This is a genomic window from Pseudarthrobacter sp. NPDC092202, assembly GCF_044755505.1.
GTDB lineage: Bacteria > Actinomycetota > Actinomycetes > Actinomycetales > Micrococcaceae > Arthrobacter.
The window spans coordinates 162577-183746 of record NZ_JBIVRG010000002.1 but is presented as its reverse complement, the minus strand read 5'-3'; the positions used below and the strand labels follow the sequence as shown (position 1 = coordinate 183746).

Sequence of the window (21170 nt, the reverse complement as noted above, 5' to 3'; positions counted from 1 at the left end):
TCGTGAGCACCGCCTTCCGCCTTCCCCAGTTCGCCGGCCGCCTGGCGTCACGGCTGCCCCGCACCGTGGACAAGAGCGTCCGCCGTCTGGCCGTGGCATCCCTGATCGGGCAGACCCTGCTGGTGCTCACCGGCGGAGCGGTCCGGCTGACCTCCTCCGGCCTAGGCTGCCCCACCTGGCCCCGCTGCACGGACACGTCCCTGGTGAACACGCCCGAGATGGGCATCCACGGGTTCATCGAGTTCGGCAACCGCCTCCTCACCTTCGCGCTGGCCGCCGTCGCCGCACTGATGCTGGTCTACCTGTGGAACCTCCGCAAGGAGCGGCGCGACCTTTTCCTGCTGGCACTGGGCCTGCTGGCCAGCATTCCCGCGCAGGCCGTAATCGGCGGCATCACGGTCCTCACCAACCTCAACCCCTGGGTGGTAGGCCTCCACTTCCTGGTCTCCATGGCACTGGTGGTGCTGGCCACGCTGCTGGTCAACCGGGCCTTCGGCCGGACCGGCCGGTTCCACACTGTTCCCCTCGCTGCCCTGCCGGGCGTCATGCGTCCTGTGACGGCCGCCGTCGCGCTTTTTTCCGCCGTCGCCGTCATGCTGGGTGTGGTGGTCACCGGAGCCGGTCCGCACGCAGGGGACGCCGATGCACCGCGCAACGGGCTGGACTGGGACCTGTTCTCGCACATCCACGCCGCCCCGGCCTACCTGGTGACCGCCGGAACCCTGGTTGCGCTGGCGCTGGTGCTGCTGCGGCGGATCACCGGCCCCATCCGGACAGCCGTCCTGGGCCTCCTCGGCGTGACTGTGCTGCAGGCAGTCATCGGTTTCACCCAGTACTACAACGGCATCCCGGCGCTGCTGGTGGCAGCCCACATGCTCGGCGCCGCAATGCTTATGGGCGCTGCAACAAACGCGTGGGACATCGCCAGGTCAAGCCCCGTGGCCTAACTACATCTGCCTGCAACCGAAAAGGCCGCCCCGGTTCCTGAACCGGGGCGGCCTTTCGCTTGCCTGCGATGCCGTTCTTAGCCGGCCTGCGCCCGGGCCCTGGACATGTCCGCAGCCTGTTCCGGGTCCAGGAACTCGATACCCTCCTGACGGACAAGCACCACCCGGGCCGTGGCGATGTCATAGAAGAGGCCTGTTGCCTGGACCCGTCCGTAGGCGAGGGCGGGACCTGCCAGCGGATGGCTTTCCAGCTTGGCGAGCTGGACGGCCACGTTCACCATGCCCAACTGGTCCACCGCGGAATAGCCGGCGGCAGCAGCGGCGGCCGCCACGGGATGATGGCCCAGGAGTCCGTCGTAGCTTGGCCTGGCGTGGTCCAGCCAGGCGTCGAAGCCGGCGCCCAGCGCGCCGGACCCCTTGCCCTCCGCGTCCTCCATCAGGGCCTTCATGGCCCCGCAGTTGGAGTGCCCGCAGATCACGATGGAGTCCACCTCCAGGCCTTTCAGGGCAAAGGCGAGGGCAGAGTCGATCGAGGCGTCCTGGCCGTCGTGGCAGACGACGTTGCCAATGTTGCGCAACGTCAGCAGGTCGCCTGGACCACTGCTGGTAATCAGGTTGGGGTTCACCCGCGAGTCCACGCAGGCCACGAACAGGGTGTCCGGGTTCTGCCCCTCCGCCAGGTCCTGGACCAGGGGCCGGACCTTGTCCGCGAAGCGGCGGTGGTACTTGTTGATGCCCAGCAGGACCGGCGACGGCGGGCGCGTGCCTTGTCCTGCAATTGCCACTGCCAGTTCGTCCCGGGCGGGCTGCCACGAGGTCCGCGGCGGCAGCGGAAGCTCCTGCGATTCCTGCCGTTTTGGCGCCTGGTCCGCCGCGTCCCGGAACAGCGTGTTCCCGTGATGCTCAAGGACCACCGTACCGCCGGCGGCCTGGTACTGCCGCTGCCAGGCGAGCAGCGCCTCCCGGAACGCGTGGTCCACGTAGTCCGCGTTGAGCTCCACAAGCACGTGCTTGCCGGCCGGTACCGAGTGCAGCACTCGGTTAAGCCGCGGCAGGGCGAAGAAGCTGCACGACCCTTCAATGCCGACCCGCCAGGATCCGGACGGCAGCACGGGTGCCTGGGCGTGGACTGTTGCCCGCAGGACACGCCACAGTACGCTGGCCGCTGCGAAGGCAAGGCCGATCATGACGCCCTCGAGCAGGTTCAGGAAGACCACACAGAGCAGGGTTACTGCGTAGATCGGCAGCTCACCGGTCCGGAGGCTGGTCCGGATATCTGCCACCTTGATCAGGCGTGCGCCAATGACCACCAGGAGTCCGGCAAGGACGGACAGGGGAATCAGCTGGATCAGCCCTGCGAAAAGGGCGGAGAAGGCCACAACCCAAATACCGTGCAGCACGGCGGAGGCCCGGGACAGCCCCGGCCTCCACATTGGTGGCACTGCGCACAATCACTCCGGTGACGGGCAGCCCGCCCAGCGACCCGGAAACGATGTTGGCAGCACCCTGCCCCACGAGTTCACGGTTCAGGTTGGTTCGCGGCCCGTTCTGCATCTTGTCCACGGCCACGGCGGACAAGAGGGATTCAATGCTGGCGATCAAAGCCATCGTCAGCACGGCAAATGCTGCTGCCCGCCAGCTGCCCTCAGGCAGCTGCGGCAGGGTGACGGCATCGAGTATCGAGCCGGTGAAGGAGATGCGTTCAACGTTGGGGGCGAACGCCGCCGAGAGTGCCGTTCCGGCAGCGACGGCGGCCAGCGGTCCCGGCACACGGCGCACCGCGGCGGGCAGGTACTTCCAGCCGAGGAGGATGACGACGACGGTAAGGCCCAGCAGCGCGGCGTGCAGTTCGACTCCCGTGATGGCTGCCGGCAGGGCTCCAAGGTTCTCGAGGGCCGGGCCGGCTGCCTGCGATCCGAGCAGGACGTGGAGCTGCTGAAGGATGATGGTGACGCCGATGCCGGCCAGCATGGCCTTGACCACCACAGGCGAGACGGCAAGGGCGGCGCGTCCCACGCGGCTGATGCCCAGCAGGAGCTGGACCAGACCGGCAGCCGCGGTGATCGCGCAGGTCACCTGCCAGCCGAACTCCTGGACAATGCCGGCGACGACGACGGTCAGCCCGGCCGCCGGTCCGCTCACCTGCAGGGGTGATCCGCCCAGGCTTCCCGCCACGATGCCGCCAACCGCCGCAGCGATGAGGCCGGCCATGACGGGGGCCCCGGATGCTGCGGCGATGCCCAGGGACAGGGGCAGGGCAACGAGGAACACCACCAGTGAGGCAGGGACGTCGGCCCCGAGATGCGACAGGAAGCCCGGCCGGCGGAACCCGGACCTGTTGTTGCCGCCCGCCCTGGGCGGGCTGTGGCTCGGGACCGTATGGATGGGTGCGTGGGGCGGCTGCGGCATTGACATTCCTCTGATCGGGAGCAGGTCCAGACCCACCGTAACCACACCTTCACGTTGCATGACAGATCAAAGTGACCAACATGACAGGCTTGTCACACACTCGCCTTCATGAATGGTTGGCTGACGTTCCGTCATGTGGCGCTCAACGAAAAACCTCCCCCGGCCACGGCCAGGGGAGGTTCAGGATTCGATGGTGTGGGCGTCAGCCCGCCATGAGGGCGGGCCCGATGAACGGGTCGACGGCCAGGGCGATAAACAGGAGGGTGAGGTAGCTGATGGAGCCGTGGAAGACCTTCATGGCCCGCTTGTCCGAGATGTCCTCGCGCTGTGCCCTGTTGTAGAGCGCGTGCGATTCGTAGAGGAACCAGGCGCCAGCTAGGACTGCGGTGACGGTGTAGACCCAACCCGCTCCGCCGGCCGGAACCATCAGCAGGGAGCAGGCCACCATGGCCCAGGCGTAGAGGACCACCTGCACCGAGACCACCTTGGCGCCGGCGATGGCGCCGAGCATGGGGACCTTGGCGTTGCGGTAGTCCTCGCCGTAGCGCATGGAGAGCGGCCAGTAGTGCGGGGGCGTCCACAGGAAAATGACCATGAAGAGAATGACGGCCGGCCATTCCACAGAGTTGGTGACCGCAGCCCAGGCAATCAGCACCGGGAAGCACCCGGCGGCACCGCCCCACACGATGTTCTGGGCAGTCCGGCGCTTGAGGATGATCGTGTAGATCACCACATAGAAGAAGATTGCACCCAAACCGAGCCAGGCGGACAGGGGGTTGGCCCCGAACCAGAGGATCGCAATGGCGGCAGCACCCAGGAGCCAGGAGAAGATCAGTGCTTCACGCGGCGTGACTTCACCGGTAACCAGCGGGCGGTTCTCGGTACGGTGCATCAGCTTGTCGATGTCCCGGTCGATGTAGCAGTTGAAGGCCCCGGCGCTGCCTGCGGCGAAGGCGCCGCCAACCAGGGTGGCAAGGATGAGCCCGATGGACGGAAAACCGCGCTCTGCGTAAATCATTGTGGGCAGCGTGCTGACCAGGAGCAATTCGATGACCCGGGGCTTGGTGAGGGCGAGATACGCCTTTGCCTTACGGGCGATCCCGGGCCGGGAAGCCCGTGATGCGTTCAGCGTCGTACCTGTTGTGCTCACGGTGGCAGTCACCCGTTCTGTTGGCAGTTCTGTCTGGCTGTCCAGCTATGTCATCCGGCCCCGCCCTGAACCGGGCGCCCGCGGAGCAGTGATCCACGCAACAGCGGGAGTCCGGGCGGCTGGCACGTGTCCCCCAGCCCGGCGCTGGCCTCCGAATATCATACCGCGCCGGCTTCCCCGCCACGGCCGGTCCACCGACGGCGCCCGGCGGCGCCCGGCAAGTGTTCTGTTGGTGCTGATGATCGCTCGCGCGCCAATTCGAGCAGATTAACTCAACCTCACTTCAGACGCATTCACATAAGCGGAAATTGCGTCCAAAACGTGAGATTTGGGCCGCCCGCAGAATGGAATAGAGCTAAGCTGTCACCAGATCAGCACGCAGCAAGGAAGCGGTGGAAAACGCATTCCCAGCTGCCAGTGGCTGAGTGAAAGATCAACGTTTCGATGGTGAACGGCTGGTACACACCGCAGCGGGCGCCACACAGCGTGCCTTCATGCGGACCCGGTGTGCCACCTGCCATCAGCACAGAGAGGGGCCCGGTTTTCGTGCCACATTTGGAAGAGCAAGAACTGTCCTGGACCAGCCTGGACCAGCGTGCGGTGGACACTGTCCGCGTGCTGGCCGCGGACGCAGTGGAGAAGGTTGGCAACGGCCACCCCGGAACGGCCATGAGCCTGGCGCCGGCCGCGTACCTTCTTTTCCAGAAGCTGATGCGCCACGACCCCCGCAATCCGGACTGGCTGGGCCGTGACCGCTTCGTCCTGTCCCCGGGCCACACCTCGCTCACGCTGTACATCCAGCTGTTCCTTTCCGGCTACGGCCTGGAACTGAAGGACCTCGAGGCACTGCGCACGTGGGATTCACTGACCCCCGGCCACCCTGAGTACAAGCACACTGCCGGCGTGGAGATCACCACCGGCCCGCTGGGCCAGGGCCTTGCGTCCTCTGTTGGGTTCGCCTACTCGCAGCGCCGTATGCGCGGCCTGTTCGACGCCGATGCTGCCGCCGGCACCAGCCCGTTCGACCACACTATCTGGGTCATCGCGTCCGATGGCGACCTCCAGGAAGGCGTCACGGCAGAGGCTTCCTCGCTCGCCGGCCACCAGGAGCTCGGCAACCTCGTGGTGGTCTACGACGAGAACCACATCTCCATCGAGGACGACACCGACATTGCTTTCACCGAGGATGTCCTGAAGCGCTACGAGGCCTACGGCTGGCACGTCCAGCGCGTTGACTGGACCAAGACCGGCGAATACAAGGAGGACGTCCAGGAGCTTTACTCGGCGCTCCTCGCTGCCAAGGCCGAGACGTCCAAGCCCTCCATCGTTTCGCTGCGCACCATCATCGGCTACCCGGCGCCCAAGAAGCAGAACACCGGCAAGATCCACGGTTCAGCCCTGGGGGCCGAAGAAGTGGCAGCACTCAAGGAAGTGTTGGGCTTCGACCCCGCCAAGTCTTTCGACGTGGACCAGGATGTCCTGGCGCACGCCCGTGCCGTGGTGGACCGCGGCGCTGCCGCCCGCAAGGAGTGGGAGGAATCCTTCAACGCCTGGCAGGCCGCCAACCCCGCTGGCGCAGAGCTGCTGCAGCGCATCGAGGCCAAGGAACTGCCCGAGGGCCTCGACGCAGCCCTTCCGGTCTTCCCGGCCGGCAAGGACGTCTCCACCCGCGCAGCCTCCGGCAAGGTCCTGAACGCCCTGGGCCCGGTCCTCCCCGAACTCTGGGGCGGCTCGGCGGACCTCGCGGAGTCCAACAACACCACCATCGAAGGCTCGCCGTCGTTCGTTCCTGCCTCCAAGCAGACCGACGCCTGGTCCGGCAACCCGTACGGCCGCGTGCTGCACTTCGGCATCCGCGAGCACGCCGCGGCGTCGATCGTGAACGGCATCAGCCTGCACGGTCGCACCCGCGCGTTCTCCGGCACGTTCCTGATCTTCAGCGACTACCAGCGCCCCGCCATCCGCCTCGGCGCCCTGATGGGTGTTCCGTCGCTGTACGTCTGGACGCACGACTCCATTGGCCTCGGCGAAGACGGCCCCACCCACCAGCCGGTGGAACAGCTCGCATCCCTGCGCGCCATCGTGGGCCTGGACGTTGTCCGCCCCGGTGACGCCAATGAGGTAGCTGTCGCCTGGAAGACCATGCTGGAGAACCACAGCAACCCCGCCGGCATTGTGCTGACCCGCCAGAACATCCCCACATGGGAGCGCGGCGACGGCGAGGCCGACGGCGACACCTTCGGTTCCGTTGCCGGCGTCGCCAAGGGCGGCTACGTCCTTGCCGAAGCGTCCAAGGACGGCGCCACCGTCCCGGCGGACGTAATCCTCATCGGCACCGGATCCGAGGTCCAGCTGGCCGTGCAGGCCCGCGAGGCCCTGCAGGCCGAAGGCATCGCCGCCCGCGTTGTCTCCATGCCCTGCGTTGAATGGTTCAACAAGCAGGACGCCGCCTACCGCGAATCCGTGCTGCCCGCCGCCGTCAAGGCCCGCGTATCGGTCGAAGCAGGACTTGCCCTCGGCTGGAAGGAATTCGTCGGTGACGCCGGCCGTTCCATCAGCCTTGAGCACTATGGCGCTTCCGCAGACTACAAGCGCCTCTTCCAGGAGTTCGGCATCACCGCAGAGGCCGTCGCCGCTGCCGCCAAGGACTCCCTCGCAGGCCTCCAGGCCTAACCAACGATTTCCAGGAGATACAGAACTATGACTACTCCCACCAAGCAGCTCTCCGACGCCGGAGTTTCCATCTGGCTCGATGACCTTTCCCGCGGACGTCTGGATACCGGCACCCTGGCCAAGCTCATCGAAGAGAAGAACGTGGTTGGCGTAACCACCAACCCGTCCATCTTCCATGCCGCCATCACGGCAGGCACCGATTACGACGCCACCATCGCCAAGCAGGCAGCAGCCGGTGCCAGCGTCGAGGACACCATCTTCGAGATCACCACCACCGACGTCGCCGACGCCTGCGACCTCTTCGCACCGGTGGCTGCGGCCACCAAGGGCGTGGACGGACGCGTTTCCATCGAGGTGGACCCCCGCCTGGCCTGGGACACGGCAGGCACCATTGCCGAAGCCAAGCACCTGTTCAAGCGGGTCAACAAGGACAACGTCCTTATCAAGATCCCGGCCACCCTTGAGGGCCTCGAAGCCATCACCGCCACCCTGGCTGAAGGCATCAGCGTCAACGTGACCCTGATCTTCTCCCTGGAGCGGTACCGAGCCGTCATCAACGCCTTCCAGTCAGGCCTGGAGCAGGCCAAGGAAAACGGCCACGACCTGTCAAAGATCCACTCCGTTGCCTCGTTCTTCGTTTCCCGCGTGGACTCCGAAATCGACAAGCGCCTCGACGCCATCGGCACCGAGGAAGCCAAGGCACTCAAGGGCAAGGCCGGCCTGGCCAACGCCCGCCTGGCCTACCAGGTTTACGAGGAGCTTTTCGCCACGGAGCGCTGGGACCTGCTGGCCGAAGCCGGCGCACTCCCCCAGCGCCCCCTGTGGGCCTCCACCGGCGTGAAGGACCCGGCTTACCCGGACACCCTCTACGTCACAGAACTCGTAGCCCCGGGCGTCGTGAACACCATGCCCGAGAAGACCCTGGACGCCACCTTCGACCACGGCGTGGTCACCGGGGACACCGTCACCGGCACCTACACCGAAGCCAACGCCACCCTCGACGCCCTGGAGAAGCTCGGCATCTCCTACAACGACGTCGTCGCAATCCTCGAATCCGAAGGCCTGGACAAGTTCGTGGCCAGCTGGAAGGAACTGCTGGCCGACGTCGAGGGCGCCCTCGCCTCTGCACGGAAGGCTTCCTAACCCACTATGACCACTCTCAGCTACGACGCCACCGGTGCCGCACAGCAGGCATTGGAACTGCACCTCCCGGTCCTCGTGGAGGACCGTATTGCCACCCGCATCTTCGCCAAGGACCACACCCTGTGGGGTCCCGATGCGGAGGCCGAGTCGGCAATCCGCCTCGGGTGGGTGGAGGCGGCCACCGTCTCCCAGCCGCTGGTCAAGGACATCCTGGAACTCCGAGACGCCCTGAAGTCAGAAGGCGTTACCCGCATCGTGCTGTGCGGCATGGGCGGCTCCTCGCTGGCTCCAGAGGTTATTGCCGGCACCGCCGGCGTCGAGCTGACAGTGCTGGACAGCACGGACCCCGACCAGGTCCGCGCCGCCCTCGCAGACCGGCTGGACGGGACCGCGATCGTGGTCTCGTCCAAGTCCGGCTCAACCGTTGAAACGGACTCCCAGCGGCGGGTCTTCGAGAAGGCGTTCAACGACGCCGGAATCGATGCCAGGAGCCGGATCATCATCGTCACCGACCCCGGTTCCCCGCTGGACAAGGCATCCCGCGAGGCCGGCTACCGCGCTGTCTTCAACGCCGACCCCAACGTGGGCGGCCGCTTCTCCGCGCTGACCGCCTTCGGTCTTGTTCCCTCCGGCCTGGCCGGGGTGGACATCCAGGCCTTCCTGGATGAGGCCGAGGAGGCAGCGGAGATCCTGAACGATGACGCGCCGGAAAACATCGGCCTGGCACTCGGAACGGCCCTGGGCGGAACCAGCCCCCTGCGGAACAAGATCGTCATCGCCGAGGACGGCTCGGGGATTGTGGGCTTCGCCGACTGGGCTGAGCAGCTCATCGCCGAGTCCACGGGCAAGCTGGGTACCGGTGTGCTTCCGGTGGTTGCCGGCCCCAACTCACCCGAGGCCACCATCGGCGCGCCGGACGTCCTGGTGGTGCGGCTGGTGGCAGCCGATGCCGACGTCGAACTCGGTGAAAACGAGGTTGCCATCGCCGGCGGACTGCCCACCCAGATGATGGTCTGGGAGTTCGCCACCGCCGTGGCCGGACGCCTGCTGGGCATCAACCCCTTCGACCAGCCCGACGTCGAGGCCGCCAAGGTCGCCGCGCGCGGACTGCTGGACGCCCAGCCCGAGCCCACTCCGGCAGCGTTTGTCGACGGATCCATCGAGGTCCGCGGCGGTGACTGGCTCGGTGATGCCCGTACAGCCGAGGACGCCGTGAAGGCACTGCTGGACACGCTGGAGAGCGACAGCTACCTCAGCGTCCAGGCCTACTTCGACCGGCTGGCGTTCGCACAGCTCGAAGGCATCCGCGACGAACTGGCCGCCGTGTCCAGCCGCCCCGTGACGTTTGGCTGGGGCCCGCGGTTCCTCCACTCGACGGGCCAGTTCCATAAGGGCGGCCCGGGCATCGGGGTGTTCCTCCAGGTCACGGCCGCATCGGCGGAGGACCTTGCCATCCCGGAGCGTCCCTTCACGTTCGGGGAACTGATTGCCGCGCAGGCTGCCGGCGATGCCCAGGTCCTTACCGACCACGGCCGTCCCGTGCTTCGCCTGCACCTCACTGACCGGGCCGCCGGTGTGGCACAGTTGCAGGACATCATTGCTGCGCTGTCCGCCAGGTCAGCCTCCGTTACTGAAAGCTAAGGCACAAAAAGCACCATGCCAGAAACTGAATACGGCAGGAAGTCTGCTGGCCGTGGGCGGAATCCGCTCCGCGACCCGCGTGACCGCCGCCTGAACCGGATCGCCGGTCCGTCATCACTGGTCCTCTTCGGAGTGACCGGCGACCTTGCCCGCAAAAAGCTCATGCCCGCCGTGTACGACCTCGCCAACCGTGGCCTGCTGCCCCCCAGCTTTGCCCTGGTGGGTTTCGCCCGGCGCCAATGGGACAAGGAGGACTTCGCCGCCGAGGTGAAGGCCTCCGTGCAGGCCTACGCCCGCACCCCCTTCGATGAGGCAGTGTGGAACCAGCTGTCCGAGGGCATCCGGTTTGTCCAGGGCGAGTTCGACGACGACGACGCCTTTGAGCGGTTGGGTGAAGTCATCGACGAGCTCGATGAGTTGCGCGGCACCCGCGGGAACCATGCGTTCTACCTCTCCATCCCGCCCAAGGCGTTTGAGCAGGTGTGCCGGCAGCTGTCCAAGCACGGCCTGGCACAGGCCGAGGGCGACAAGTGGCGCCGCGTGGTGATCGAGAAGCCGTTCGGGCACGACCTGGAGTCCGCCCGGCAGCTCAATGACATCGTCGAATCCGTCTTCCCGCCGGACGCGGTGTTCCGGATCGACCACTACCTGGGCAAGGAAACAGTCCAGAACATCCTGGCGCTGCGTTTTGCGAACCAGCTGTTCGAGCCGTTGTGGAACGCCAACTACGTGGACCACGTCCAGATCACCATGGCCGAGGACATCGGCACGGGCGGCCGTGCCGGGTACTACGACGGCGTGGGCGCGGCCCGCGACGTGATCCAGAACCACCTGCTCCAGCTGCTGGCCCTGACGGCGATGGAGGAGCCCATCTCCTTCAACGCCGACGACCTGCGCGCGGAGAAGGAAAAGGTACTCGCCGCCGTCAAGCTCCCCGAGGACCTTTCCACGCATTCGGCGCGCGGGCAGTTCACCGGCGGATGGCAGGGCGGCGAACAGGTCCAGGGCTACCTGGAAGAGGAAGGCATCCCCGCCAATTCCACCACCGAAACCTTCGCCGCCATCCGGGTGGACATCCACACCCGCCGCTGGTCCGGGGTGCCGTTCTACCTGCGCGCCGGCAAGCGCCTGGGACGGCGGGTGACGGAAATCGCCGTCGTGTTCAAGCGGGCACCCAACCTGTTGTTCCGCGACCATGCCGAGGACGACTTTGGCCAGAACGCCGTGGTGATCCGGGTCCAGCCGGACGAGGGCGTCACCATCCGGTTCGGTTCCAAGGTCCCGGGCACGCAGATGGAAGTCCGGGACGTGACCATGGACTTCGGCTACGGGCACTCGTTCACCGAGTCCAGCCCGGAGGCGTACGAGCGGCTGATCCTGGACGTGCTCCTGGGCGAGCCGCCGCTGTTCCCGCGGCACGAGGAAGTGGAGCTGTCCTGGAAGATCCTGGACCCGTTCGAGGAGTACTGGGCGCAGCTGAACGAGCAGCCCGAGCCCTATGCCCCGGGCAGCTGGGGCCCCGCCTCGGCTGACGAGCTGCTGGCCCGCGACGGACGAACCTGGAGAAGGCCATGATTGTAGACCTGCCGGACACCACAACTTCAACGGTTTCCAAAAAGATCATGTCCCTGCGCGAGCAGGGCGGCGTGATTGCGCTGGGCCGGGTGCTCACCCTCGTGGTGGTCACCAAGTCCGGGCTGGAGGAGGAGGCCATCGAGGCCGCCAACGAAGCCAGCCGTGAACACCCCTGCCGGATCATCGTCCTGGCCGACGCCGGAGCTACGGCCCCGGACCGGCTGGACGCCCAGATCCGCGTGGGCGGTGACGCCGGTGCCTCCGAGGTGATCGTGCTGCGCGGCTACGGCCAGCTCTCCCACGAGAGCGAGTCCTTGGTGGCCGCGCTGCTGCTCCCGGACGCACCGATCGTGGCCTGGTGGCCGCACGGCGCCCCGGAGAACGCCTGCGAAACCTCCATCGGCCGCATCGCCCACCGCCGCATCACCGACTCCGCCAACGAACCCGACCCGCAGCGTGCCCTGGAGAACATCCGGTCAACGTACAAAGCCGGGGACACCGACCTCGCCTGGACCCGGTTGACCAACTGGCGCATCCAGCTTGCGGCCGTCCTCGACCAGGTGGACTCCTCCCCCGTCACGTCCGTGGCCGTCGAGGGTGCCTCGGATTCCCCGAGCACCATCCTCCTCGCGGCCTGGCTGACGCTGACCCTGGACGCTCCGGTGACCATTGTCGCCGACCCTGCCGGGACAGGCATCCGGCGTGTCCGGCTGACGCGGCCCGGCGGGGACATCCAGCTCTTCCGGCCCGGTTTGTCAGTGGCCGAGCTGACCCAGCCCGGCCAGCCGGCGCAGCGGATTTCGCTTCCGCGCCGCAGCCTGCGGGACTGCCTCGCCGAGGAGCTCCGCCGCCTGGACCCCGACGAGGTGTTTGGGGAAGTGATTACTATTGGACTGCCACGTACCAATCTAAGGAGCGTCCGACCCAGTGAGCGTTGACCCAAGAGTAAGCATTCATCCTGACTCGTCCGTCCTGATGGCCGCCATTGCCGCCCGCCTGATCACAAAGCTCGTTGATGTGCAGGATAAATTCGGCGAGGCCACCGTGGTGCTCACCGGCGGAACCGTGGGTATCGGCACGCTCAAGGCTGTTGCGGACTCCCCGGCGGCTCCCGCCGTGGACTGGTCCAAGGTGAATTTCTGGTGGGGCGACGAACGCTTCCTTCCCGCCGGGGACCCCGACCGGAATACCACCCAGGCGTTCGAGGCCCTGCTCTCGCACATTCCTGTGGACCCTGAACGGATCCACGAGCCCGGGACTTCGGATGACTTCGACAGCCCAGAAGAAGCGGCCGAGGACTACGCGGAGAGGCTTCGGCAGGCTGCGTCGGCCGAACACGCTGCGGACATGTCCGATGACCGGCCGGAGGAACCCGCCGCCCTCCCCCGCCTGGACGTTGTCCTGCTGGGTGTGGGCCCGGACGCGCACATCGCCTCGCTCTTTCCTGAGCAGGGCGGCGTCCGCGAAAAGGAACGCACCGTGGTGGGTGTCAGGAATTCACCCAAGCCGCCGCCGCTGCGGGTTTCCCTGACCCTGCCGGCCATCAACACCGCTTCTGAAGTCTGGATGGTGGTGGCGGGAGAGGACAAGGCAGGCGCCGTAGGGCTGGCACTGGCCGGCGCCAATCCGGTCCAGGTTCCGGCAGCCGGTCCGCGGGGCACGTCCCGGACCCTGTGGCTGATTGACGAGAACGCCGCTTCACGTGTCCCGCAGCAGCTCGTCCGGAAGGACGCCGCGGGCGCGTAGCTTTTCCAGCGCTCCGGCCAGGACGTCTTCGGCGTCCTGGCCGGAGCGCCGCTCTTTAACGTATTCAAGGTGTGTCTTGTAGCCGTCGTCCATGGCGTCCGCGGCAGCAGCTGCCTGGCCGTCCCGTGAGGCGGGGGCGCCACAGCGCCGGCAGTCCCACACCGGTGGAATCTGGTCGTCGGGAAGCTTGATGAAAACCGGCCTCGTCTCGTGCCCCTTTGCGCACCAGTAGGAGATTTGGATGCGGGGAAGCGCCTTGCCGTGGTCCTCGGATTGGAAGCTTGAACCCGTCCCTTCCGTGACGCCCGCCCGGGTACCGCGAAAGCCTGATGCCGGGTGAATCATCGAAGGACTCCTGCCTGCTTAAACAGAAACTGTGGCTGTCGGGAACCGACAGCCACAGTTTAGTTCCCTGATCCGCGCGGCGGCAGTGTCCGCGCAGGGCCTTGTCCCAACCTACGGGATCAGGAGTCCCCGCCGCCGCTGAAGCGCATGATGAGGCCCAGGGCAATAATGACCATGCCCCAGGTTACTCCGAGGACCACGGTGAACCTGTTCAGGTTGCGTTCGGCCACGCCCGAGGAGCTGAGCCCGGAGCTCATGCCGCCGCCGAACATGTCCGACATCCCGCCGCCCCGTCCCTTGTGGAGGAGGATGAGCAGCGTCAGCAGGAGGCTGGTGATGCCCAGGAGGATCTGCAGAATGACATGAAGAACGTCCACGACGGCCTTTCAGGAAGTTGGAATTGCGGGAGTGTGTGCGGCGGGACGGACTAGTCCGTCACCAGGTGACTCTCGAACCTGACAATATTAGCAAACTCGGCCGGATCGAGGCTCGCCCCGCCCACCAGCAGACCGTCAACGTCGCGTTCCTTGAGGATTGCGGCCGCGTTGTTGGCCTTGACCGAGCCGCCGTACAGCAGGCGGGTCTTCGCGGCGGTGTCCGCTCCGAACAGCTGCTCGAGCTCGGCACGGATGGCCGCGCACATCTCCTGTGCGTCTTCCGGCCCGGCTACTTCACCGGTGCCGATGGCCCAGACGGGCTCGTAGGCGACTACCAGTTCGGCGGCCTGGTCAGCGGTCAGCCCGGACACACCGGCACGCAGTTGCTCCAGGGTGTGGTTGACGTGCGTGCCCGCCTGGCGGATCTCCAGGCCTTCACCGACGCAGAGCACGGGCGTGACGCCGTGCTTGAAGGCAGCCTTGACCTTGGCGTTGAGGACGTCGTCGGATTCGTTGTGGATGGTGCGGCGTTCGCTGTGGCCCACCAGGACGTACTTGCAGCCGAGCTTGTTCAGGAACTGTCCGGAGATGTCGCCGGTGTACGCGCCGGAGTCGAACTGTGAGAGGTCCTGTCCACCGTAGGCGATGTCCAGGTCGTCGCCCTGGACAAGGGTCTGGACGCCGCGGAGGTCGGTGAACGGCGGGAAGACGGCAACCTCGACCCGGCTGTAGTCGTGCTTGGCGTCGGAAAGGGTCCAGGCAAGCTTCTGCAGCAGGGTGATGCCCTGCACGTGGTCCATGTTCATCTTCCAGTTGCCCGCGATGAATGGTTTGCGGTCGAAAGCGCCGTTCGTTGACGTTGTCACGTGTTCTCCAAAAAGTTCTTGATAAGTGTTCGGCCGGCAGGCTGCCGTGGGCAACCTGCCGGCCGGAGGGACTGAAGGTTCAGGTACTGCTGCCGGAAGTACCGGGCAGGGCCTAACGGTCCAGGACGCTGAGCCCCGGCAGTTCCTTGCCTTCGAGGTATTCCAGGCTGGCGCCGCCGCCGGTGGAAATATGCCCAAACTGGTTGTCGGCGAACCCGAGCGTGCGTACCGCAGCGGCTGAGTCGCCGCCGCCCACGACGGTGAAAGCTTCGGTTTCCGTGAGTGCCTGGGCGATGGCGCGGGTTCCGGCGGAGAACGCTTCGAACTCGAAGACCCCCATCGGACCGTTCCAGAACACCGTCCTGGCCCCCTTGATCCGTTCGGCGAATGCTGCCGCCGAATCCGGACCAATGTCCAGCCCGATGCCCTGGGCGCCGAAGCTGCTGCCCTCGATGTTGTCCGCGGGGACAGTCTCGTGGCCGGCGTCTGCCGCGAACTTCTCAGCCACTACGACGTCCGTGGGGACCACGAACTCCGTGCCGGCGTCTGCTGCGCGCTTGAGGTAGTCCTGGACCACGGGGATCTGGTCCTCCTCGAGCAGGCTGGAGGCCACTTTGTGCCCGGCTGCCGCGAGGAACGTGAAGAGCATTCCGCCGCCCACCAGGATGGTGTCGGCCTTGCCCAGCAGGTTGTCGATGACCGCAAGCTTGTCCGAGACCTTGGAGCCGCCGAGCACCACCACGTAGGGGCGCTGGGTGTCCGTGGTCAGCTTCCGCAGGACCTCCACCTCGGTGTGCACAAGGTCGCCAAGGTACGACGGAAGCCTGGTGGCGACGTCGTACACGCTGGCGTGCTTGCGGTGCACCGCCCCGAAGGCGTCGTCCACGTAGGCGCCGTTCCCGCCGGTCAGGGCCACCAGCTCGTCAGCGAAGGCGCCGCGCTCGGCGTCGTCCTTGCTGGTTTCGCGGGGATCGAACCGGACGTTCTCGAGGACGAGCACTTCGCCGTCCTGCAGGGATGCTGCTGCTTCTTTGGCGGCGCTGCCGACGGTGTCGGCGGCGAGGGTCACCTTGAAGCCGGCCAGTTCAGCCAGGCGGTTTACTGCGGGCCGAAGGGAGTATTTCTCCTCGGGTGCACCCTTGGGGCGGCCGAGGTGGGCTGTTACCAGCACGCGGGCACCGGCGTCCGTGAGCTTTGACAGCACTGGCAGTGAGGCCTTGATGCGGCCGTCGTCAGTGACTGTAGAGCCGTCGAGCGGCACATTCAGGTCACTTCGAACCAGAATGTACCGCCCGCGGACACCTTCAGCGATGAGTTCGTTGAGGGTGTTGGATGTCATGTCTCTAACCCTAGCCCAGCTTGGCTGCGACAAGCTCCGTGAGGTCGACGAGGCGGTTGGAGTAGCCCCATTCGTTGTCATACCAGGAAACAACCTTGACCTGGTTGCCGATGACCTTGGTCAGGCCGGAGTCGAAGATGGACGAAGCGGGATCGCCGACGATGTCGCTGGAGACGATGGGCTCGTCCGTGTAGGTCAGGAAGCCCTGCAGCTCCTCGGATTCGGCAGCGCGCTTGAGGGCGGCGTTGACTTCCTCCACGGTGGTCTCGCGGGAGACGGTGACCGTGAGGTCGGTGGCGGAGCCGGTGGGCACGGGCACGCGGATGGCGTAGCCGTCCAGCTTGCCCTTGAGCTCCGGCAGGACCAGGCCGATTGCCTTGGCAGCACCGGTGGACGTGGGCACCATGTTGATGGCGGCGGCGCGGGCGCGGCGCAGGTCCTTGTGCGGGCCGTCCTGCAGGTTCTGGTCGGCGGTGTAGGCGTGCACGGTGGTCATGAGGCCGCGCTCGATGCCGAACTCATCGTTGACCACCTTGGCCAGCGGGCCGAGGCAGTTGGTGGTGCAGGATGCGTTGGAGATGATGTGGTGCGTGGCGTTGTCGTAGAGGTTGTGGTTCACGCCCATCACGATGGTGATGTCCTCGTCCGAGGCCGGTGCGGAGATCAGGACCTTCTTGGCGCCGGCGTCGATGTGCTTCTGGGCATCGGCAGCCTTGGTGAAGAAGCCGGTGGATTCGATCACGATGTCCACGCCCAGCTCGCCCCACGGCAGGTTGGCGGGGTCGCGCTCGGCGAGCACCTTGACGACGGTGCCGTTGACGACGATGTTGCCGTCCTTGACCTCGATGGTTTCCTTCAGGCGGCCGCCGACGGAGTCGTACTTGAAGAGGTGCGCGAGTGCTTCGGGGCTGGTGAGGTCGTTGACTGCAACGATCTCCAGGTCCGCGCCCTGTGCGAGTGCTGCGCGGAAGTAGTTGCGGCCAATACGGCCAAAGCCGTTGATACCAATACGGGTCGTCACTTTTTCAGTCTCCTTGGTGCTTTCAGAAGCACAACTAGTTGAGCGGGCTATCAAGCCAACTAACAGATCCCGCACGCCATTGGGCAGAGATGATTTACATACGGAGGGCGACCAGCCTCATTGCTGAAGGCTAACCGCCTTCCGTGACCTATCTTACGTTTAACTTGGTCCGCCCCCGCAAGTGCGGGGGCGGACCGTCCACATCCCGGCCTTTATATGTCCGGATTGTGAAGTTTGTTACACGTTGGTGCGGTGTACCTCACTACGGGAGGGTGATGAGGCCCGTGGCGTTGGTGCGGGCTGCTTCGAAGCGCTTTGCGACGTCGGCCCAGTTGACGATGTTCCAGAACGCCTTGACGTAGTCGGCCTTGACGTTGACGTAGTCAAGGTAGAAGGCGTGCTCCCACATGTCCAGCATCAGCAGCGGGGTGGTGCCGAGCGCCACGTTGCCCTGCTGGTCGTACAGCTGCTCGATGACCAGGTTGCCGCCGATGGGTTCGTAGGCCAGGAAGCCCCAGCCGGAACCCTGCAGGCCAAGTGCTGCCGCGGAAAACTGGGCACGGAAGGCGTCGAAGGAGCCAAACGCGTCATCGATGGCTGCCGCGAGTTCGCCTTCGGGCTTGTCGCCGCCGTCCGGGGAAAGGTTGTTCCAGAACACCGAGTGGTTGACGTGCCCGCCGGTGTGGAATGCGAGGTCCTTGGAGAGCCGGTTGATGTTGGCGAAGTCGCCCTTCTCCCGGGCTTCCGCCAGCTGGGCCAGGGCGTTGTTGGCGCCGGCCACGTAGGCTGCGTGGTGCTTGCTGTGGTGCAGCTCCATGATGCGCGCGGAAATGTGCGGCTCCAGGGCGGCGTAATCGTAGCTGAGTTCGGGCAATACGTACTCGGTCACAAAATCCTCCAATATCGTGGACATTCGGTCCGGTTGGTAACTCTCGGATTATGCATCCGGGCGGCTGGCGCCCGGAATCTTTTTGATTCTATGGGGCTGTCACTCGTCCAGCATTTCAGGCGTCACATTGGCGTCAGTCCCAGGGATGCCCAGGTCGAGGGCGCGCTTGTCCGCCATGGCCAGCAGCCGGCGGATCCTGCCTGCAATGGCGTCCTTGGTCATGACCGGGTCCGCCAGGCGTCCCAGCTCATCCAGGCTGGCCTGCTTGTGCGCCACCCGGAGTTCACCGGCGTACTTCAGGTGGTCCGGGACGTCGTCGCCAAGGATCTCAAGGGCCCGGTCCACGCGTGCGCCTGCCGCCACGGCTGCCTGTGCCGAGCGCCGCAGGTTGGCGTCGTCGAAGTTCGCCAGGCGGTTGGCTGTGGCGCGCACTTCCTTGCGCATCCGCCGTTCTTCCCAGACCATCAGCGCATCATGGGCGCCCATCCGGGTGAGGAGGGCCGCGATGGTGTCCCCGTCACGGATGACCACCCGGTCCACGCCGCGGACTTCGCGGGCTTTCGCCTGGATGTCCAGCCGGCGTGCCGCGCCCACCAGCGCCAGTGCGGACTCCGGTCCCGGGCACGTCACCTCAAGGGACGAGGAACGTCCGGGTTCGGTCAGGGAACCATGCGCCAGGAAGGCGCCGCGCCAGACGGCTTCGGCATCAGCGGCGGAACCGTTGACGACGGCGGACGGCAGCCCGCGCACGGGACGGCCGCGGCCGTCGAGGAGGCCGGTCTGGCGCGCCAGCGCCTCGCCGTCGCGGACCACCCGGACCACGTAGCGGCTGGCGCGGCGCAGTCCCCCGGCGGAGACCACGATGATTTCGCTCTGGTGTCCGTAGACTTCGGCGATGGCTGCCCGCAGGCGCCGGGCGGTGGAGGCGAGGTCCACTTCCGCCTCGATGACGATCCGGCCGGAGATGATGTGCAACCCGCCCGCAAAGCGGAGCATGGCGGAGACCTCGGCCTTGCGCACTGATGACTTTTTGATGTCCAGACGGGACAGTTCTTCTTTGACCGATGCTGTCAGTGCCATGGCACCTTCCTAACTGTTCCCAAAAATGTCCTGGTACGCCGTTGCCAGACGTAAAGGGTCGTGGACGGGACGGCGGCCCGACGCCCCTACTTTACCCAAGACAACCTCGGCGCCGATCATCGCGGCGGCTTTCTCGAACTCCTGCCGGTCCGGGACGGAGGCGGGATCGGCAAGGACCACGTCAACGCTGAACTCGGGGGCGTAGCGCCGCAGCACGTCGAGGTGGTCGGCGGCGGTCATGCCCGTTGTTTCCTTCGTGTCCGTGGCCAGGTTCATGGTCAGGCACCGCTTGGCCGGAGTCTGGCACAGCGCCTGGCGCATCTCGGGCAGGAGGAGGTGGGGCAGCACGGAGGTGTACCAGGAGCCCGGGCCCAGGATGACCCAGTCAGCCAGTTCGATCGCCGTGAGGGCTTCAACGCAGGCCGGCGCCGCCTCCGGAAGGAGCCGCACCTGCTCCAGCGACCCCGCCACGGCGCAGCGGGCCTGGCCGCGGATGGTGTGGAGGGCGGAGCCGCCGTCGGGTGCGTTGACCCGCACGTCCCCTTCGATGGTGAGCGGCACGGTGGACATGGGCAGCACCTGGCCGCGTGCCCCCAGCAGCGCGCCTGCCCAGCGAAGCCCGGCCACGGCGTCGCCCAGCAGTTCCCAGAGGGTCACAATGAGCAGGTTTCCCATGGCGTGTTCGTCCAGGGAGCCGCCCGGGCCCCTGCCTGGGCGGAACCGGTGCTGCATGACGTCCCGCCAGGTCCGCCCCCAGTCCGTGTCGTCGCACAGGGCGGACAACGCCATCCGCAGGTCGCCGGGCGGAAGGACACCGTACTCTTCGCGCAGACGCCCTGACGATCCGCCGTCGTCCGCTACTGTCACCACGGCCGTCAGGTCGGAGGTGAGCAGGCGCAGGGCAGAAAGCGACGCGGAAAGGCCGTGGCCGCCGCCCAGGGCAACAACCTTGGGCCCCTTGTCATGCTGGCCCGCTGCCGACCCCGCGGGCGGGACCAGTGGCAGGGCGCCGGTGAACAGCGACATTACTCCCGGCCCAGATCCCGGTGGGTGGTGGTCACCGTGACGCGCGGGTACTGCGCCAGTTTCTTGGAAAGTTCGACGGCGACTGCCACGGAGCGGTGCTTGCCGCCCGTACAGCCTACGGCGATGGTGGCGTAGTGCTTGTTCTCGCGGCGGTAGCCGTCCAGGACGGGCTCGAGGGCCATGACGTAGCGGTCCACGAAGTTCTTGACGCCCTCGGCTTCGAGCACGTAGTCGCTGACCTCCTTGTCCAGGCCGGTGTGCGGGCGCAGCTGGGGAACCCAGTGTGGGTTGGGGATGAACCTGACGTCGGCCACGTAGTTGGCGTCCACGGGCAGGCCGTACTTGAAACCGAAGCTCATGACGTTCAGGCGCAGTGCCACCGGGCCGGTTTCGCTGAACAGTTCGGTGATGGCCGTGGCCAGGCCATGCACGTTGTAGCCGGAGGTATCCAGCACGACGTCGGAGCTGTCGCGGAGTTCCTGCAGCAGCTCCCGTTCGGCTGCGATGCCGTCCAGGATGCGGCCGCCGCCCTGGAGGGGGTGCGGCCGGCGTCCCTGCTCGAACCGGCGGACCAGGACGTTGTCGCTGGCATCGAGGAAGAGCACGCGGAACGCAACTCCGCTGGCGGCCAGCGCTCCCAGCGCGGCGCGGATATCCGCGAACAGGCCCTTGCTGCGGACATCGATGACCACCGCCAGCCGCGGAATGGACTGCGGGGCATGGGATACCAGCTCCGCCAGGGTTCCCAGCATCTGCGGCGGCAGGTTTTCCACGACATACCAGCCGTGGTCCTCGAGGGCGTCAGCGGCGGTACTCCGCCCGGCGCCTGACATTCCGGTGACCACCAGCAGCTCCGCTTCGAGGGGCTTGACGGGCTGCAGCCCGTCCTGCCCGGCTCCGGATTCCGCCGTCGTGTCTGCCATTAGGTCCGCCCCGTTCATGT

At 66.4% G+C, this 21170-nt stretch carries 17 protein-coding genes and 1 pseudogene; 7 read left to right on the top strand and 11 right to left on the bottom strand.

Annotated elements, in window-relative coordinates; all coding sequences use genetic code 11:
- Window positions 1-2: 2 nt before the first annotated feature.
- Window positions 3-947: a heme A synthase gene (locus ACIQF4_RS04205; protein WP_400515580.1), complete on the top strand. Its 945-nt coding sequence runs from the start codon at window positions 3-5 to the stop codon at window positions 945-947.
- Between the two features lie 77 nt (window positions 948-1024).
- Here ACIQF4_RS04205 and ACIQF4_RS04200 read toward each other — a convergent pair.
- Both ACIQF4_RS04200 and ACIQF4_RS04195 read right to left on the bottom strand, forming a co-directional pair.
- Window positions 1025-3356, bottom strand: a pseudogene (locus ACIQF4_RS04200) (SulP family inorganic anion transporter).
- A 202-nt stretch (window positions 3357-3558) separates the two neighbouring features.
- The gene (locus tag ACIQF4_RS04195; RefSeq protein ID WP_400515582.1) at window positions 3559-4518 is read right to left on the bottom strand and encodes a heme o synthase; all 960 of its coding nucleotides are present in this window, start codon (window positions 4516-4518) and stop codon (window positions 3559-3561) included.
- 543 nt (window positions 4519-5061) lie between these two features.
- Here ACIQF4_RS04195 and tkt point away from each other — a divergent pair.
- The 6 genes from tkt to pgl are packed head-to-tail and all read left to right on the top strand — an operon-like array spanning window position 5062 to window position 13284.
- On the top strand, window positions 5062-7179 hold the full coding sequence (tkt, locus tag ACIQF4_RS04190) for a transketolase (protein ID WP_400515775.1): 2118 nt from the start codon (window positions 5062-5064) through the stop codon (window positions 7177-7179).
- Window positions 7180-7206: 27 nt separating this feature from the next.
- On the top strand, window positions 7207-8322 hold the full coding sequence (gene tal, locus ACIQF4_RS04185) for a transaldolase (protein ID WP_400515583.1): 1116 nt from the start codon (window positions 7207-7209) through the stop codon (window positions 8320-8322).
- Between the two features lie 6 nt (window positions 8323-8328).
- Window positions 8329-9963 carry a glucose-6-phosphate isomerase gene (locus tag ACIQF4_RS04180; RefSeq protein WP_400515585.1) on the top strand — a complete coding sequence of 545 codons (1635 nt, stop codon included), beginning with the start codon at window positions 8329-8331 and terminating at the stop codon, window positions 9961-9963.
- Between the two features lie 15 nt (window positions 9964-9978).
- The gene (gene zwf / locus ACIQF4_RS04175; RefSeq protein WP_400515586.1) at window positions 9979-11538 is read left to right on the top strand and encodes a glucose-6-phosphate dehydrogenase; all 1560 of its coding nucleotides are present in this window, start codon (window positions 9979-9981) and stop codon (window positions 11536-11538) included.
- A complete protein-coding gene (locus ACIQF4_RS04170) occupies window positions 11535-12476 on the top strand; it encodes a glucose-6-phosphate dehydrogenase assembly protein OpcA (RefSeq protein ID WP_066275634.1) in 942 nt (313 codons plus the stop codon). The genes zwf and ACIQF4_RS04170 overlap by 4 nt, the downstream gene beginning before the upstream one ends.
- A complete protein-coding gene (gene pgl / locus ACIQF4_RS04165) occupies window positions 12466-13284 on the top strand; it encodes a 6-phosphogluconolactonase (protein ID WP_350002381.1) in 819 nt (272 codons plus the stop codon). Before ACIQF4_RS04170 ends, pgl begins: the two co-directional genes overlap by 11 nt.
- On the opposite strand, the gene ACIQF4_RS04160 is transcribed toward pgl, so the two are convergent.
- The 9 genes from ACIQF4_RS04160 to rapZ all read right to left on the bottom strand — a co-directional run bounded on the left by ACIQF4_RS04160 (window position 13237) and on the right by rapZ (window position 21150).
- On the bottom strand, window positions 13237-13629 hold the full coding sequence (locus ACIQF4_RS04160) for an RNA polymerase-binding protein RbpA (RefSeq protein WP_350002380.1): 393 nt from the start codon (window positions 13627-13629) through the stop codon (window positions 13237-13239). The two genes, pgl and ACIQF4_RS04160, sit on opposite strands and share 48 nt — an antisense overlap.
- 119 nt (window positions 13630-13748) lie before the next feature.
- Window positions 13749-14006: a preprotein translocase subunit SecG gene (secG, locus tag ACIQF4_RS04155; RefSeq protein WP_066275628.1), complete on the bottom strand. Its 258-nt coding sequence runs from the start codon at window positions 14004-14006 to the stop codon at window positions 13749-13751.
- A gap of 50 nt (window positions 14007-14056) precedes the next feature.
- Window positions 14057-14872, bottom strand: a complete 816-nt coding sequence (tpiA, locus tag ACIQF4_RS04150; RefSeq protein ID WP_400515589.1) for a triose-phosphate isomerase — start codon at window positions 14870-14872, stop codon at window positions 14057-14059.
- Between the two features lie 112 nt (window positions 14873-14984).
- Window positions 14985-16211, bottom strand: a complete 1227-nt coding sequence (locus tag ACIQF4_RS04145; RefSeq protein WP_400515591.1) for a phosphoglycerate kinase — start codon at window positions 16209-16211, stop codon at window positions 14985-14987.
- Window positions 16212-16221: 10 nt separating this feature from the next.
- On the bottom strand, window positions 16222-17232 hold the full coding sequence (gap, locus tag ACIQF4_RS04140; protein ID WP_104187307.1) for a type I glyceraldehyde-3-phosphate dehydrogenase: 1011 nt from the start codon (window positions 17230-17232) through the stop codon (window positions 16222-16224).
- A gap of 262 nt (window positions 17233-17494) precedes the next feature.
- Complete coding sequence (locus ACIQF4_RS04135) at window positions 17495-18121, bottom strand: superoxide dismutase (protein WP_188808970.1); 627 nt, start codon at window positions 18119-18121, stop codon at window positions 17495-17497.
- 99 nt (window positions 18122-18220) lie between these two features.
- The gene (whiA, locus tag ACIQF4_RS04130; RefSeq protein WP_015937022.1) at window positions 18221-19201 is read right to left on the bottom strand and encodes a DNA-binding protein WhiA; all 981 of its coding nucleotides are present in this window, start codon (window positions 19199-19201) and stop codon (window positions 18221-18223) included.
- 9 nt (window positions 19202-19210) lie between these two features.
- On the bottom strand, window positions 19211-20227 hold the full coding sequence (gene yvcK / locus ACIQF4_RS04125; RefSeq protein WP_231457572.1) for a uridine diphosphate-N-acetylglucosamine-binding protein YvcK: 1017 nt from the start codon (window positions 20225-20227) through the stop codon (window positions 19211-19213).
- Entirely contained in the window at window positions 20227-21150 is a 924-nt protein-coding gene (gene rapZ / locus ACIQF4_RS04120; RefSeq protein WP_400515593.1) for an RNase adapter RapZ, read from the bottom strand. Before rapZ ends, yvcK begins: the two co-directional genes overlap by 1 nt.
- Window positions 21151-21170: the final 20 nt, after the last annotated feature.